Origin of the sequence: Sphingomonas hankookensis, assembly GCF_022664465.1 — a bacterium.
Lineage (GTDB): Bacteria > Pseudomonadota > Alphaproteobacteria > Sphingomonadales > Sphingomonadaceae > Sphingomonas > Sphingomonas hankookensis.
In genome coordinates this window covers 304,668-319,517 of the sequence record NZ_JAKREV010000003.1, presented here as the reverse complement: position 1 = coordinate 319,517, position 14,850 = coordinate 304,668, and the positions used below count along the sequence as shown (strand labels likewise).

General features: G+C 67.6%; 18 protein-coding genes. 7 read left to right on the top strand and 11 right to left on the bottom strand.

Annotated features, from left to right (window positions below; genetic code table 11):
- Nucleotides 1-89: 89 nt before the first annotated feature.
- The gene (locus MF610_RS10965; protein WP_242196233.1) at nt 90-2,327 is read right to left on the bottom strand and encodes a TonB-dependent receptor; all 2,238 of its coding nucleotides are present in this window, start codon (nt 2,325-2,327) and stop codon (nt 90-92) included.
- A gap of 114 nt (nt 2,328-2,441) precedes the next feature.
- Between MF610_RS10965 and MF610_RS10960 the strand changes: the two genes are divergently transcribed.
- Entirely contained in the window at nt 2,442-3,068 is a 627-nt protein-coding gene (locus tag MF610_RS10960) for a TetR/AcrR family transcriptional regulator (protein ID WP_242196231.1), read from the top strand.
- 200 nt (nt 3,069-3,268) lie between these two features.
- Here MF610_RS10960 and MF610_RS10955 read toward each other — a convergent pair whose 3' ends face one another.
- Nucleotides 3,269-3,787 carry a YceD family protein gene (locus tag MF610_RS10955; RefSeq protein WP_242196229.1) on the bottom strand — a complete coding sequence of 173 codons (519 nt, stop codon included), beginning with the start codon at nt 3,785-3,787 and terminating at the stop codon, nt 3,269-3,271.
- Nucleotides 3,784-4,293, bottom strand: coding sequence for a ubiquinol-cytochrome C chaperone family protein (locus MF610_RS10950; RefSeq protein WP_242196227.1), 510 nt, complete (start codon nt 4,291-4,293; stop codon nt 3,784-3,786). The genes MF610_RS10955 and MF610_RS10950 overlap by 4 nt, the downstream gene beginning before the upstream one ends.
- Nucleotides 4,294-4,430: 137 nt before the next feature.
- On the opposite strand from MF610_RS10950, the gene MF610_RS10945 reads away from it, so the two are divergent.
- From MF610_RS10945 to MF610_RS10920, 6 genes are all read left to right on the top strand, one after another.
- Nucleotides 4,431-4,904: an outer membrane protein assembly factor BamE gene (locus MF610_RS10945; RefSeq protein WP_242196223.1), complete on the top strand. Its 474-nt coding sequence runs from the start codon at nt 4,431-4,433 to the stop codon at nt 4,902-4,904.
- Between the two features lie 223 nt (nt 4,905-5,127).
- On the top strand, nt 5,128-5,583 hold the full coding sequence (locus tag MF610_RS10940; RefSeq protein WP_242196220.1) for an RcnB family protein: 456 nt from the start codon (nt 5,128-5,130) through the stop codon (nt 5,581-5,583).
- Between the two features lie 227 nt (nt 5,584-5,810).
- Nucleotides 5,811-7,202: a glycosyl transferase family protein gene (locus tag MF610_RS10935; RefSeq protein WP_242196217.1), complete on the top strand. Its 1,392-nt coding sequence runs from the start codon at nt 5,811-5,813 to the stop codon at nt 7,200-7,202.
- Nucleotides 7,199-8,218, top strand: a complete 1,020-nt coding sequence (locus MF610_RS10930; protein WP_242196214.1) for a hypothetical protein — start codon at nt 7,199-7,201, stop codon at nt 8,216-8,218. The genes MF610_RS10935 and MF610_RS10930 overlap by 4 nt, the downstream gene beginning before the upstream one ends.
- A gap of 46 nt (nt 8,219-8,264) precedes the next feature.
- A complete protein-coding gene (locus MF610_RS10925; protein WP_242196211.1) occupies nt 8,265-9,179 on the top strand; it encodes a sulfite exporter TauE/SafE family protein in 915 nt (304 codons plus the stop codon).
- Nucleotides 9,176-9,937, top strand: a complete 762-nt coding sequence (locus MF610_RS10920; RefSeq protein ID WP_242196208.1) for a TIGR02186 family protein — start codon at nt 9,176-9,178, stop codon at nt 9,935-9,937. Before MF610_RS10925 ends, MF610_RS10920 begins: the two co-directional genes overlap by 4 nt.
- A gap of 258 nt (nt 9,938-10,195) precedes the next feature.
- On the opposite strand, the gene MF610_RS10915 is transcribed toward MF610_RS10920, so the two are convergent.
- From MF610_RS10915 to coaE, 8 genes are all read right to left on the bottom strand, one after another.
- Entirely contained in the window at nt 10,196-10,693 is a 498-nt protein-coding gene (locus MF610_RS10915; RefSeq protein ID WP_242196205.1) for an MmcB family DNA repair protein, read from the bottom strand.
- A gap of 40 nt (nt 10,694-10,733) precedes the next feature.
- Nucleotides 10,734-11,372 (bottom strand): cell wall hydrolase, encoded by a 639-nt coding sequence (locus MF610_RS10910; protein ID WP_242196565.1) that lies wholly within the window; start codon nt 11,370-11,372, stop codon nt 10,734-10,736.
- Between the two features lie 158 nt (nt 11,373-11,530).
- Entirely contained in the window at nt 11,531-11,866 is a 336-nt protein-coding gene (locus MF610_RS10905; RefSeq protein ID WP_242196202.1) for a DUF1491 family protein, read from the bottom strand.
- Complete coding sequence (locus tag MF610_RS10900) at nt 11,863-12,363, bottom strand: PaaI family thioesterase (protein WP_277924032.1); 501 nt, start codon at nt 12,361-12,363, stop codon at nt 11,863-11,865. Before MF610_RS10900 ends, MF610_RS10905 begins: the two co-directional genes overlap by 4 nt.
- On the bottom strand, nt 12,314-12,781 hold the full coding sequence (locus MF610_RS10895; protein ID WP_242196196.1) for a PTS sugar transporter subunit IIA: 468 nt from the start codon (nt 12,779-12,781) through the stop codon (nt 12,314-12,316). The genes MF610_RS10900 and MF610_RS10895 overlap by 50 nt, the downstream gene beginning before the upstream one ends.
- On the bottom strand, nt 12,782-13,381 hold the full coding sequence (gene hpf / locus MF610_RS10890; RefSeq protein WP_242196193.1) for a ribosome hibernation-promoting factor, HPF/YfiA family: 600 nt from the start codon (nt 13,379-13,381) through the stop codon (nt 12,782-12,784).
- A gap of 59 nt (nt 13,382-13,440) precedes the next feature.
- Nucleotides 13,441-14,127: a DNA polymerase III subunit epsilon gene (gene dnaQ, locus MF610_RS10885; RefSeq protein ID WP_242196190.1), complete on the bottom strand. Its 687-nt coding sequence runs from the start codon at nt 14,125-14,127 to the stop codon at nt 13,441-13,443.
- Between the two features lie 7 nt (nt 14,128-14,134).
- Nucleotides 14,135-14,731, bottom strand: a complete 597-nt coding sequence (gene coaE / locus MF610_RS10880; RefSeq protein ID WP_242196187.1) for a dephospho-CoA kinase — start codon at nt 14,729-14,731, stop codon at nt 14,135-14,137.
- Nucleotides 14,732-14,850 lie beyond the last annotated feature (119 nt).

Below are 14,850 nucleotides of genomic sequence, written 5' to 3'. Positions count from 1 at the left end.
CCCACACGCAGCGGTAGCGTTTGTGGCGATGCCCCTCCACCACCGCTGCGCGGCGGTCCCCCTCCCCACCCAGTGGGGAGGAGCTTTGGTTAGAACTTCACCTCGAACGTCGCGGTCGCCGTCCTTGGCGGACCGTAATAGCCGATGATCGAATTGCCGAAGAGCGCACCGGGGAAATTATACCCGCCGACCCGGTACCGCTGATCGGTCAGGTTGCGCAGCGCCATGCCGAGCCGGTAGCGGCCATCGCCCGAAATCCAGTTGGCCGACGCGTTGACCAGTGCATAGCCGTCCTGATCGAGCGCCGGGGTCGGGATTTCGAACAGCGAATAATCGCTGCGCAGCGTCACTTCGGGCGTAACCGACAGCGTGCCCGCAGCAACGTCGGTCGAGGCGGTGAAGGATGCCGCGGCGGTGAATTCGGGCGTGTTCTGGAACACGCGCTGGTTCGCGACGTCGACCGGCGTGGTGCCGCCGCCGATGAAGGTCAGAAATTCCTTGTAGTCGGCATTGGTGTAGCCGAACGACACCTGCGCGGAGAAATTGCGCGACGGGACCATACGGCCCTCGATTTCGAGGCCGTAGATATCGGCCTTGCCGGCGTTATCGACGAAGCTGGCGATGCCTCCCGCGACATTGGGCACCTGAATCGTGACCTGCTGGTCGGTGTAGCGCGAATAATAGCCCGCCATGTTGAGGAACAACGTGCGGTCGAGGAACGCCCCCTTCATGCCGACTTCGTAGCTGGTGATCTTTTCGGGATCATAGCCATTGACGGTGGTCGGCGTGAACACCGCGTCGCCGCGCATGTCGAACCCGCCCGATTTGAATCCCCGGCCCCACGACGCATAGAGGTTCAGGTCCTTGCGCGGCTCGTAGCTGATCGAAACGCGCGGGGTGAACTGGTCGAAGCTGCGGTCATTGGTGTAATCGGTGCGGATCAGGCCGGGTACCGCGTTCGCATTGCCGAAGCGTGGGCTGCGGATGCCGGTATAGTTGCGGCGGAAGACGGTGCCGGTCTTGTCGTCCTTGGTGTAGCGCAGGCCGCCCGAAATCTTCAGCTGGTCGGTCACGTCGAAGCTGATGTCGCCGAACGCGGCATAGCTCTTGGTCTTGACTTCGCCCGACGTCAGCGTGGTGGTGTTGGCGAGGCCCAGCACCGTGTCGAACGCGCCCGATGCGTCGGCGTTGAGGTAATAGAGGCCGACGACGCCCTGCACGCGTTCGCCCTGCACCAACAGCTGCAGCTCCTGCGTGAACTGCCAGTCGTCATATTCGGCGGGCACGTCGAGCGTCGGCAGGACGGTGTTGTCGAAATCGATGACCGTGTTGGTCGCGCCTTCGCGGTAGGCGCTGATCGATTTGAAGGTCAGCAGGTCGGAGAGCTGGAACTCGCCGGTCAGCGACAGGCCCTGCGCCACCACCCGGTTGCGATCGCCGATGCCGGCGCGGGTGTCGTAGACGCTGGGGGTCGGCGCATAGCGCGCATCGGTGCCGTTGCCGACCAGCCGGGTGCCGTGGCGCGGGTTCGACCGGTCGAGCGTGCGGTCGCCCGCCAGCCGGACGAAGATCGCATCGGTCGGGGTCCATTCGGCCGAAACGCGCGCGGCCAGCACGTCCTTGTCATACTGGTCGGCGCCGGTGGTCAGGTTGGTGCCGTATCCGTCGCGCTTGTAGCGGGCGATCGCCCCGCCGATCGCGAAGGTGTCGCCGATCGGCACGGTGACTTGACCCACCAGATCGAACTGGTTGTACGATCCGTAGGACGCGCGGGCGGTGGCGGCATAGTCGTGGCCCAGCCGCTTGGTGACGTACTTGATCGCGCCGCCGATGGTGTTGCGGCCGTACAGCGTTCCCTGCGGCCCGCGCAGCACCTCGACCCGTTCCACGTCGAAGATATCGAGCACCGCGCCCTGCGGCCGGGCGACATAGACGTCGTCGAGATAGAGGCCGACACCGGGTTCGAAGCCCCAGAGCGGGTCTTGCTGCCCGACGCCGCGGCTGAACGCGATCAGCGTCGAGTTCGACCCGCGCGCGATCTGCAGCGTCAGGTTCGGCGTCTTGTCCTGCAACGCGGTGATATCGACCGCGCCGGTGCGGGTCAGCTGATCGCCGGTCACCACCGACATCGCGATCGGCACGTCGATCACGCTTTCGGCACGACGCCTGGCGGTAACGACGATGTCGCCATCACCCTGATCCTCGACTACCGATGCCGATTCGGCCGGCCCCGCCAGGGGCGTTTCGGTGGTTTGCGCGAGCGCGGGCGATACGGCGAACGCCGCCCCCATCAGCAAACCGGCGCGGATTCCAAACGTGCGACGCATCGACCTCTCCCCTTCATGGACGCCACCCGTTGGCCGGGTTGTACGCCGTTGCGCTTCGCTATACTGAAAGCTGAACCGGGTTTCAACTTTTCCCGGGAGGTGGGAGGGAATTTGATGGGCACCGATGGAGCCGGGCTCGACAAGGCGCCGCGGACCGAGCGCGGCCGCCGTACGCAGCGCGCGATCCTCGACGCCGCCGCGGCCGAGTTCGGTGAGAAGGGGTTTCACGACGGGTCGATCAGCGGGATCACGCGGCGCGCCGGCGTGGCGCTGGGCAGTTTCTACACCTATTTCGATTCGAAGGACGCGGTGTTCCGCGCGCTGGTCGCCGACATGTCGGCGCAGGTGCGCGATCATGTCGCCCCGGCGATTCGCAGCGCGGAAGGGCGGATCGCGGCGGAACGGGCGGGGTTGCTGGAATTCATCCGATTCGTGCGGACCCACAAGGAAATCTACCGGATTATCGACGAGGCGGAGTTCGTCGACCCGGCGAGTTTCCGGCGGCACTATTCGACGACCGCCGATCGCATCGCCGCACGCATCAGCACCGGGCCGGACGATATGCAGGCGGAGGTCCATGCCTGGGCGATCATGGGGATGAACGTGTTTTTGGGCCTGCGCTATGGCGTGTGGGACGAGGACCGTGCGCCGGAGGAGGTGGCCGATACCGTCGCGACGCTGCTGGCGCGGGGGATATTTGGTTCACGCGAAGGCGCGAAGGGCGCGAAGAAGGAAGATTAGGGGTTCGCGCGGAGGCGCGGAGACGCGGAGGGGTTGTGAACCTGGCGAATGGCGTGCGTTCGGGAGACGTTGCGTTCGCTGTTGCCTCCGCATGAAGGCTGCTGACGCAGCGAAAGTCGCGCCTCGAATGCACCCTCTCTGCGCCTCCGCGGCTCTGCGCGAACCACTATCTTCGCGACCTTCGCGCCTTCGCGTGAACCCTATTTCTTCAGCAGGTCCGCCAACCCACCCAGCGCCGACAGCGGGCCCGCCTCTTCCTCCTTCAGCACGCCGGCGGCGCGCAGCGCTTCTTCCGCATGGGGACTGCGCGGATAGGGGTCGAGCGCGAGGGCCAGCGTTTCCGCCGCCGCTTCGCCGAGGTCGATCGACGCGCCGGCGTAGAACATCGTGTCCATCGCGTCGTCGTCGAGCTCCAGTTCGCTATTCTCCACGCTGCCTTCGGGCAGGAAGCGCAGGGTAAAGGCTTCGTCGACCACCTCGGGCACCGGTTCGCCGCTGGCGACGCAGGGTTGCGCGACCTCGGCCCGCAGCTGCCCGGTCGCGATGATCCCGGTGGCATCGCGGCGCAGCGTATAATCGGCGGTCAGCGCACCCAGTTCGAGCAGGCCGAAGCGCCCCATCAACCGGCGGCGTTCGTCGGCATCGGCTTCGATGCGCTGGCGAAGCTCCCCCTCCCCGATCTGGTCGATGCGGAGGGGGCGGTGGAATTCGGAGATCATGGCAGCTTTCCGGCAAGAAGATCGTCGACGGTCACGCCGTCGAGCGCGGCGCGCAAGCCGCGCAGTTCGGCAGCGACATGGGCGAGTGCAGCAGGATCGGGCGCGGTCCCGCGATAGAGGTTGCGGACCAGCGCGGGTTCGAACGTCCCGTCGGCCAGCCCGTCGCGATACGCGCCCAGCCGCCCGCCCAGCGCCGCCATCATCCGCCCGATATGCTTGCCGACGACCATGTCGCCAAAGCCGATCTGACGCAGCTGCCCGTCCATGTCGTCGACGAAACATTCGGCGAGCGATGCGGCCGGCGCGGCCCCCGCCCCCTCGCCTTCCAGCCGCAGCATCACCATCGCCAAGACGGCGGCAATCATGTCGAACCGCCCGTCGAGCGTATCGGGCACGGCGCCCGCCAGATACCAGTGCGGCATCCGCCCGTGCGCGACGACCGCGTCGTACAGGGTGGCGGCAACGCGCGGCGGCGGTTCGCGACGGAACAGGCGGGGTAGACGCATGACTCTCCAAGGGAACGACGAAGGCCAAAGGAACGACAAAGGGCGCGCTTGTGGATAACGCGGGTCCGTCATATTGAACGCGTGGCCGCGCGATGCAATCGGGCGACCCGGTCGCGCGTTCGCTGGACGGAGATTTTATGGTTCGCTTCCCCACCCGTGGCGCAGTGGCGCTGATGATCGCCTGTGCCGCGGCGGGCCTGGGAGGCTGCACGAAGCTGCGCAGCCACCAGGGCTATGTCATCGATCCCGATCTGGTCAACGCGGTCCAGCCGGGCGTCGATACCCGCCAGTCGGTGCTGCAGACGCTGGGTACGCCCACCTTCGTCGGCCAGTTTTCCGACCGCGAATGGTTCTATCTGTCGCGCGACAGCCGCAACCTGGCGTTCAATCGCCCGCGTGCCGCCGATCAGACGACGCTGAAGATCAGCTTCGACCAGGCCGGCAACGTGACCGCGATCGACCGCACCGGCGTCGATCAGGTCGTCGGCATCAGCCCGTGGGACAAGAAGACGCCGACGCTGGGCCGCGAATCGAACTTCTTCCGCGATCTGTTCGGCAATATCGGCACGGTCGGCGCGCCCGGCACCGGTGGACCGGGGCCGAACCAGTAGGGATTGGGGCGGTCCGGCCGGCGGGGCATTTCCGCGTAGGCAGAATTCCATCGACGCTGGGGATGTGACCCGATCCGCAGCGTCGGTGTTTACGGATTCCCGCCGCCGCTGGCATGACGAGGGGGTCAGGCCAAGCCTTTCAGAATCCTGACGATCGCATTCGCGGAGCGTTCAGCGCGGCTCGGGCATTTCCGTTCTCATCACGAGGACAGGAGCAATCCGTATGCGAAAGATCTTACTGGCCGCACTGGCGGCAACGATCGCCCTTCCCGCCGTTGCCGCCCCGGCGATGGCCCAGTCGGCACGCGAACTGCGTCGCGACCGGCAGGATATTCGCGAGGAACGCCGCGACCTGAACCGCGCGCAGCGCAATTATCGCGAGAATTTGCGCGACCGGGCATGGGGACGCAACGACTGGCGCGCCTATCGTCAGGGGCACCGCAACCTCTATGCCCGCGGCAACTGGAACGCGCCGTTCCGCTATCAGGCGTTCCGGCCCGGTCTGGCGATCGGCCGCCCCTATTATGCGCAACGTTACTGGATCGCCAATCCGGGCCGCTATCGCCTGCCCCCAGCGCGCGGCGGCTATCAACGCTGGGTGCGGCATTATAACGACGCGTTGCTGATCGATCAGCGCCGCGGCCGGGTGATCGACGTGATCCGCAACTTCTATTGGTAAGCCCCCGGTTCGGCCGCGCCGTCGATACGTTCGGCGCGGCCGGTGCGCGGGGCACCAGTCCCGAAAGGGGATTTAGGACCGTTTTCGCCAACGTCCCGAATCGCGACCGGTTCAATCACAATCCAGAAATAATTCGCCACGATTCGCCGCATGCGGAGCGAAGACCCTTGTCCGCGTATACCGCCGCGGATTAAATCGCGGCGGGGACCATCATCGGGGGCTGGGGCATGGCTGCGTCCATCCCGTGGATCGACGGCATTGCGCGCGAAACGATGCTGTTCGCCGCCGTCGGGTTCCTGATCGGCGGGATCGACGATCTGGCGATCGACATCGCCTATCTGATCCGCGCGATCCGGCGGCGATGGCGGCAAAGAACCACACCGACGCTCGCCGATTTTCCGGTCGAGGGCTGCACCGGGCGATTGGCGGTGTTGATCCCGGCGTGGGACGAATCGTCGGTGATCGGCGCGATGCTGCGGACGACGCTGGCGCGGTTCGACCATCCCGACTGGCGGCTCTATGTCGGCGCCTATCCCAACGACCGTGCGACGATCGCCGCGATCGTCGGCGTGGCGATCGCGGACAATCGCGTCCGGCTAGCCCTGACGCCGCATCCCGGCCCGACGACCAAGGCCGACTGCCTCAATACCCTGTGGCGCGCAGTGCTCTCGGACGGTGCGCGCGAAGAACGCCCGTTCACCGCGATGGTGCTGCACGATGCCGAGGATGTCGTGCATCCCGGCGAGCTGCGCGTGTACGACCATATGCTGGCGCATGCCGATACGGTGCAGCTGCCCGTGTTGCCGCTGGCCGACCCCGGTTCGCGCTGGGTATCGGGCCATTATATCGACGAATTCGCCGAGGCGCATGGCCGGCAGCTGCCGGTGCGCGGCGCGCTGGGCGCCGAACTGCCGTTGGCGGGGGTGGGCTGTGCGATCTCCGCCGCGATGCTGGCGCGGATCGCCGAGCGTCGTGGCGGCCTGCCGTTCGACGAAATCAGCCTGACCGAGGATTACGAACTGGGGCTGACGGTGCGGGCGCTGGGCGGGCGCGGGTTGTTCGTCCGTGCGCTGGAGACACCAGGCGGATCGCCGGTCGCGGTGCGCGCCTATTTCCCCGCGACGCTCGATACCGCGGTCCGGCAAAAGGCGCGGTGGATGACCGGCATCGCGCTGGCCGGATGGGACCGGATCGGCTGGCAGGCGGGCGCAGGGTGGCGCGACCATTGGATGCGGATGCGCGACCGGCGCGCGATTCTGGCGATACCGGTGCTGGCGGTCGCCTATGTCGCGCTGGTCGCATGGGGCCTCGCGCTGCTGGCGCATCTGTGGAGCGGCAGCGCTGCGGCGGCGATCGATCCGGCGCTGCAACTGGTGCTGGCGGCAAACCTGTGCCTGCTGGTGTGGCGGGTCGCGATGCGCTGGACGCTGGTGCGCCAAGCTTATGGCCGGGACGAGGCGTGGCGATCGATCCCGCGGATATTGGTGGGCAATCTGGTGGCCCTGCTGGCGGCACGCCGCGCGGTGATACGCTATGCCGCGACGCTGCGTGGACGACCGGTACGCTGGGACAAGACCGCGCATCATTTCCCCAACCTCGCCGAACTGCACGGCGCATGACGCCGGCCCGTGGACGCCCGCTACGGTTCCTGGCGCTCGTCACCGTCAGCTGGATCGGCATGCGGGTCGCGTTGCTGTGGCCCGACGGCGTGCCGCAGGGTGATTGGGTGGAGGTGGTCCTGCCGGGCGCGCAACCGGTACCGATCGTCGCGTCGCGCGCGCAGTTACCGGCGCCGCAGCGGGTGGTCGCGGTGGCCGTGCCGCGTGCAGCCCTTAGCGTAGCCTCTTCGATGTCGAGGACGCCGGCCCGAGCGGTCCTTGCGCAAACCTCTGCGCCGGCACTGCCGGTCGCGGAATCACGGGTACAATTGGCCTTGCTCGCGCTGGCCGGTTTCTCGTCCGCGGAGACGTTGTCGCGCCCGGTCGTGCCACCACCGGCGCTGCCCCGGCCGATCACGTCCCGGTTGACCGTCAGCCTGTGGGCGCTGGCGCGACCCGGTAGCGCGACCGGGGGGCCGGTGCAGCTGGGCGGCGGGCAGGCCGGGGTGCGGCTGCGGGTGCCGGTCAACGACAGCGGGCGGGCGGCGGTGGCGGCCCGGGTCGCCACGCCGCTGGCCGGGCAGGGGCGCGAGGCGGCGGTGGGCGTCGAATGGCGGCCGGTCGCGGCGCCGGTCGCGGTGGTCGTGGAACGCCGCATGGCGCTCGACCGCGGGCGCGACGGCACCGGGCTCGGCCTGATCGCCGGGATCGACCGGGTACTGCCGGGCAGTCTGGGCATCGAAGCCTATGGGCAGGCGGGTGCGGTGGCGCGCGACGGGATCGAACCCTATGCCGATGGGGCGGCACGGGTGCTGCATCCGATGACGACGATCGGTGGCAGCGCGGTGAAGCTGGGCGTCGGCAGCTGGGGCGGGGCACAGCGCGGGGCGATGCGGATGGATATCGGCCCGTCGCTGGTCGCGGCGATCCCGGTGGGCCGCAGCGCGCTGCGCCTGTCGGTCGACTGGCGCCAGCGGGTCGCGGGCGATGCCGCGCCGGGATCGGGACCGGCGCTGACCATCGGCAGCGACTTTTGAGGGCACGGCTGGCACGGCCGGGCCGAACGCGGTAACCGGGAACCCCATGGACCTGTACCTTCCCATCGCCAACCTGTCGGTCAATGCGCTGGTCATCGTGCTGCTGGGGGGCGGCGTCGGGTTCCTGTCGGGCATGTTCGGGGTGGGCGGCGGGTTCCTGACCACGCCGCTGCTGATCTTTTACGGCATTCCGCCGACCGTCGCCGCCGCGTCGGCCGCCAGCCAGGTGACCGGTGCCAGCGTGTCGGGCGTGTTCGCGCATCTGCGGCGCGACGGGGTCGATTTCCGCATGGGATGGGTGCTGGTCGCCGGCGGGGTGCTGGGGTCGGTCGCCGGGGCGGGCATCTTTCGCCTGCTACAGTCGAGCGGGCAGATCGATACCGTCATCGCCATCCTGTACGTCGTGATGCTGGGATCGATCGGCGGATTGATGCTGAAGGAAGCGATCGGCGCGGTCAGGGTGCTGCGCGGGGCGATCCCGCCCAGGGCAGCGCGGCGGCGGCACCATCCGCTGGTCGCGGCGCTGCCCCTGCGGTGGCGATTCTATGCGTCGGGGCTGTATATCTCGCCATTGGCGCCGCTGCTGCTCGGGTTTGCGACAGGTATCCTGACGGTGTTGCTGGGGGTCGGCGGCGGGTTCATCCTCGTGCCGGCCATGCTGTATCTGCTCGGCATGGGGACGCGGGTGGTGGTCGGCACCTCGCTGTTCCAGATCCTGTTCGTGACCGCCGCGGCGACGATGGTCCATGCGCTGACGACCAAGGCGGTCGATATCGTGCTGGCGGTGCTGTTGCTGATCGGATCGGTCACGGGGGCGCAGATCGGCGCGCGCTTCGCCCAGAAGGCCAAGCCCGAATATCTCCGCCTCGCGCTGGCGATCATCGTGCTGGCGGTGGCGTTTCGCATGGCGCTGGGGCTCGGATGGCGGCCCGATGACATCTATACGGTGCAGCCGGCATGAGGCGCGCGCTGCTCCTCGCCGTGCTGGCGCCGTTGACGATGGGGGCGGCGGCGCCGGTGCTGGTGCCCGACGTGTCGACCCGCGACGTGCAGATCGCCTATTCGTTCACCGGGGCCGAGCTGCTGCTGTTCGGTGCGATCCTCTATCCCGGCGGGCGCGTGCCGCAGGGCGACCGGCCGGCGGAGATCGTGGTGGTGGTGAAGGGGCCGCCCGAATCGATCGTCGTGCGCGAGAAGGAAAAGGTTGCCGGAATCTGGGTAAATGCCGACCGCATCTCCTACCGCTCCGCCCCGTCCTTCTATGCCATCGCATCGGCGCGGCCGATCGACCGGATCGTCGACGAGCGGACGCGGGCGATCTACGAACTGGGGCTCGACAGTTTGCAGCTGTCGCCGGCGGCGGGCACATCGGCGGAGGACCAGGCGCGGTTCGCGCAAGGGTTCGTCGGCTTGCGCGAACGCGCCGGGCTGTACCGCGAGACGCCGGGCGCGGTCGAGATCACCGACGACGTGCTGTACCGCGCGGCGATTACGATCCCGGCACGGGTGCCCGTGGGCAAGTTCACCGCCGAAACCTTCCTGATCCGCGACGGGCGGGTGCTGGCGGCGGCGGTGCGGGAGATCGATATCCGCAAGTCAGGGTTCGAGCGGTTCGTGGCGATCGCCGCGAACCAGGCGTCTTTGTGGTACGGGCTGGCGGCGGTAGCGCTGTCGATCGGGTTCGGCTGGGCGGCGGGAGCGCTGTGGCGGCGGTTTTGACCGTAGGATTTCAAGTTATTGAAAACTATCGAAAGAATTTCCGGCGCCCGTCCAAAGTTCACTAAGTTCACACTCGTACGCAGTTTGTTGCAGGTGATGCGGGGCGTGTCGGCAGCGGCAATGGCAAAGAGCGTTCGGCGAGCCTGTCACGGGTCCGCGTTGTAGGAAAGCGGCCACGGTCGAAACCGATCGGCGGTGATCGCCCTCACCCTTCCGGCGCTGCGCGCCTCCCTCCCTCTCCGATGGGAGAGGGATTTACTAAAAGCCCTGGATCGCTTCGGGATCGACCGCGCCGATCAGCCGCCGTGCCGCGCGGCGGGCGAAGGCGAGGGTGCAGCGTTTGCGGACATGGGCGGGCAGGGGGGTGGTCGATGCCTCGCGCAGGATCGTCGCTTCGTAGCGGTCGGCGACGATGATGCCGGTGCGATCGGGAAGGAACGCCTCACCCGACAGCGGCGATACGTCGAACCCGGCCGGCACCGCCCAGAAATAGCGGTCGCAGTGCCCGAGATAATCCGTCCATTTGCCGTCGCCGAGCAGGTCGGCGCGCGACACCTTGATCTCGACGATCACGATCTGCCCGCGCGCATCGAGCGCCATCAGGTCGGCGCGGCGCCCGCCGTCGAGCGGGACTTCGGCCATGGCGGTCAGGTCGTGCGCCAGCAGCATGCGGGTAACGCCCCGCGCGACTTCGGCAGCGATCAGCGGATGGGTGTCGGGAGCGGGCGGTAGTGCGCCCGGGGCAAGGCTGGCCATTGCCGCCTTATAGGAACATTATGCGAACGGGGAAAGGGATTTAGCGGTAGAAGATGTGGTTGCCGAGCGAGGCGACACGGGTCTTGCCCCAGTTCGGGCTGACGCGGCGGGCGTGGAAGAACAGCGCGCCCTTTGCCGGACTTTTCCACAGCTCGTCGCGAGCGATACGGGCGATGGCGACCGCGGTCTTCCATGCCGGGCGGCTGGTGTCGACGTCGGGCAGGCGACCGCCCTTCACGAACGAGAACTGGCTGCGCTGGGTCAGGACACCGCAGGCAGAGGCCGGGAAACGACCCGAATTGGCGCGGTTGAGGATGACGTCGGCCACGGCGAGCTGGCCCGCGAGCGGCTCACCCTTCGATTCGTAATAGACGCCGATCGCGATGCAGTTGAGTTCCTCGTCATCGATCACGGCGCTCTGCGCGGCGACGGCGGCGGCGAGGGTAGCGTGATCGGTATCATCGGTCGCAGCGGGGATCGCATCGGGCGTCGCTGCGGCGGGGGTCGGCACCGCCTGAACGATTTCGGCGGGAGCGGCGAACTGGACGGGAACCTTTGCCGGGACCGACAGGTTGGTGACCCGTGTCGGGATGGCGGCTTCTTCTGCCGAAGCAGGGGCGGCCAGACCGGCAACAAACGTCATGGCGGCGAGGATCGCCATGGGGAAGCGCAGCGTCATCGTCGTCACTACTATGCGGTGAACCGACGCGCCCAACCCGTTCCGTCGAAACGGAACCCCTGGCGCCTGCCCCCCGACTGCGCCATCGACCCGAAACCCCAAGTCGATCCAGCGCGTGTATCCGATAACGAGCGCTTAGGGTCGGGTGAGTCGGACGGTCAATCGGCCCACAGCGTTTCAGCGGCGAGCGGTTCGGCTGCTGCGACGATCGCCTCCACCACCCACAGATCGGGGTCGCGCTGCCGCCGATCCTGCCAATAGGGGGTCAGTGCCGCTTCCCCTACCAGATCGGGTTTGCGCCGGACGATACGGGTGCGCCCGTCGAGATCGCGCTCACGCTCCAGCAGCCGGGCAGTGCCGTCGCGATCGATCGCGAGCAGCAGGATTACACCCGAGTCGCGGTCGCCGCGCGCGAGTACCGTCGCGCTGCCGCCGGCATTCTCGACGGCGCGGACGAAGGCGTTGACACGCAGCGCGGTCGGCCAGTCGCTCACCGGCCGGCATAGCCGGGCAGGGTGGCAAGCGGGATGCGGCTCTTCATGAAGGTGCCGGTACCGCGCGCGGCTTCCTCCCCCTCGGCATCGATCAGATGCGCGTCGGCGATAAACACGCGGCGCTTGCCGGAAACCCAGCGGCCCTCAGCGATCACCCGACCCGGGCCCAGCGGACGTTGCAGCAACAAGTTGAATGCCGTGGTCAGCAGGAAACGATCGGTAACGAGGCTGTTGGCGGCGTAGAAGGCCGCGTCGTCGAGCATCTTGAAATAGGTGGTGCCATGCGCCGCCCCGGCAGCATGGAAATGGCGTTCGTCGATCGCGAAGTGGATGCGCGCGACGCCGGCGGTAACGATCTCCAGCCGCGAATCGAACAGGCGGTTGATCGGCGCGGCAGCGTAGAGCGCCTCCAGCGCCCGGAAATGCGCCGCCTCTCCGGCGGGCGTGTCAGGCGGCGTCACGCGCCTCGACGCCCGACAACAGCGCGTAGAGTGCATCGGACGATCCGGCCCCGCGCAGCTTCGCACGGAACGCCGCATCGCGCAGCGCACGTGATACCCTCGCCAGCGCCTTCAGATGGTCGCTGCCGGCATCGGCCGGGGAGAACAGCGCAAAGATCAGGTCCACCGGCAGTTCGTCGACCGCGCCGAAATCGATCGGCCGATCGAGCCGGACGAAGATGCCGCAGACGCCGTCCGGGCTGTCGATCCGCGCATGGGGGATGGCGATGCCGCCGCCGAACGCCGTCGTCCCGAGTTTTTCCCGGTCGGACAGACGGTCGGCGACGAGCTTCGCCGCGATCCCGCAACGTCGTTCGGCGACGCCGGCGATATGCGCGAACAACGCCTTGCGGGTGCCGGCGGCAATGTCCGCCAGCACCGTTTCCGGCGTCACGAGATCATGGAAATCGTACACTTATGCCGCGCGATTGGGCTCGACCCAGCCGATCGTGCCGTCGTGGCGGCGATAGACCATGTTGAACAATCCGGTGCCGCTGTTCTTGAACAGCAGGGCGTTGGTGTTGCGCAGATCGAGCATCATCACCGCGTCGGACACGCTGGCATCGGGCACGTCGACCCGCGTTTCGGCGATGATCAGCGGGGCGTCGGCAACGTCCTCTTCCTCCTGCTCGCCACCGTTGAACACGGTGTAGCCGGCATTGTCATAGCCATTGTCGTAGCCGCCGGCTTCGTTGATCGCCGCGGCCTGCGCAGCGTTGCGGTCCTTCAGGCGGCGGGTGTAGCGACGCAGCTGCTTTTCGATCTTGTCGGCGGCACCGACGAACGCGCCCTGTGCCTCCTGTCCGGTGTTATGCCCTTTCAGCACGAGGCCCTGCGTGACGTGACAGACGATGTCGCAGATGAACCCGTTGTCGTGCGGCCCCTTGCCGAACGTGACCGTCGAAGAAATCGCGCGCTGGAAATATTTGTCCGCAATGCCCTGGAGTCGCTCCTGGACCATCACCTTCAGTGCGTCCCCAGTATCGACCTGGTGCCCCGAAACCCGGATGTCCATGTAATCCTCCGTCGTTGTGATAATCGTGTGAGCCGCTCAAAGCGGGTGGTGTCAACGCCTCAGGTCGGCGACGGGCCCCATAACGGGTCCTTCAACGTGCCGACGAAGGCGGCGTGGACGGCGAGTTCGGCCGCGCTGGCCGAAAACTGGCGGGGCGGACGCGCGCGGGAGGGAGCGACGGCATCGATCACCTCCGCCACCAGCGTCGGCGTGGCGTCGAGACCGAAGCCGATCTGACGACCGCCCATCAGTTCGACATAGACCTGCGCCAGCAGCTGCGCGTCGAGCAGCGCGCCGTGCAGCACACGGCGGCTGCGGTCGATGCCGAAGCGGACGCACAGCGCGTCGAGCGTGTGCTTGGCACCGGGATGGCGGCTGCGCGCGATGGCGAGGGTGTCGACCATCCGCGACAGGCAGATCGCATCGCGCCCGCACGCGCCCAGTTCGCCGTTCAGGAAGCCGAAGTCGAAACTGGCATTGTGCGCGATCAGCGGGCTGTCGCCGATAAAGGCGAGCAGGTCGTCGATCGCGGTGTGGAAGGCCGGCTTGTCGGACAGGAACGCGTCGGACAGGCCATGCACCGCCTCCGCTTCCTTCGGCATCGCGCGGCCGGGATTGAAATAGGCGTGGAAGGTGGCGCCGGTTTCGACCCGGTTGACCAGTTCGACGCATCCGATTTCGACCAGTCGGTCGCCTTCCGAAAATTTGAAGCCGGTGGTTTCGGTATCGAACACGATTTCACGCATTCCCACCTTATCCGCCTTCGGGAGGGACCATGCAAGCGACCAGCGCGGCGACTTGCGCGCGGGTTGCGGCGAGTGTCGTGTCGGTGTGGATAAGATGTTGGGCGCGGGCGCGTTTTTCGGCGTCGGGCATTTGCGTGGCAAGAATCGCGGCGAAGGCCGACTCGGTCATGCCGGGACGGGCGAGGACGCGGGCACGCTGTACCTCGGGCGCGGCAGAGACGACGGCGACGGAGTCGCAGCGAGAGTCGCCGCCGGTTTCGAACAGCAGCGGTACGTCGAGGACGATCAGCGGGGCGGCGGCGTGGGTGTCGAGGAAGCGCTGACGTTCGGCGGCGACCGCGGGGTGGACGATCGCTTCCAGTCTCCGGCGGGCGGCTGTGTCGTCGAAGATGCGGGTGCGCAGGGCGGGGCGGTCGAGGCCGTTCGGGCTGGTGGTGCCGGGGAAGGCAGCTTCGATCGCGGGTAGGAGGGCGCCGCCGGGGCCTTGCAGCATGTGGACGGTCGCGTCGGCATCGAAGACGGGGACGCCAAGGTCGCGGAACATATGGGCGACGGTCGACTTGCCCATGCCGATCGATCCGGTGAGGCCGAGGATGTGGGTCATCGATATGCGTCCACCCCCGTATCCCCGCGAAGGCGGGGATCCAGAGCCAAGCCAAGCGACGTTTGCGTTTGACGCTCTGGACCCCCGCCTGCGCGGGGGTACGGCTTGGGTCGGGACAG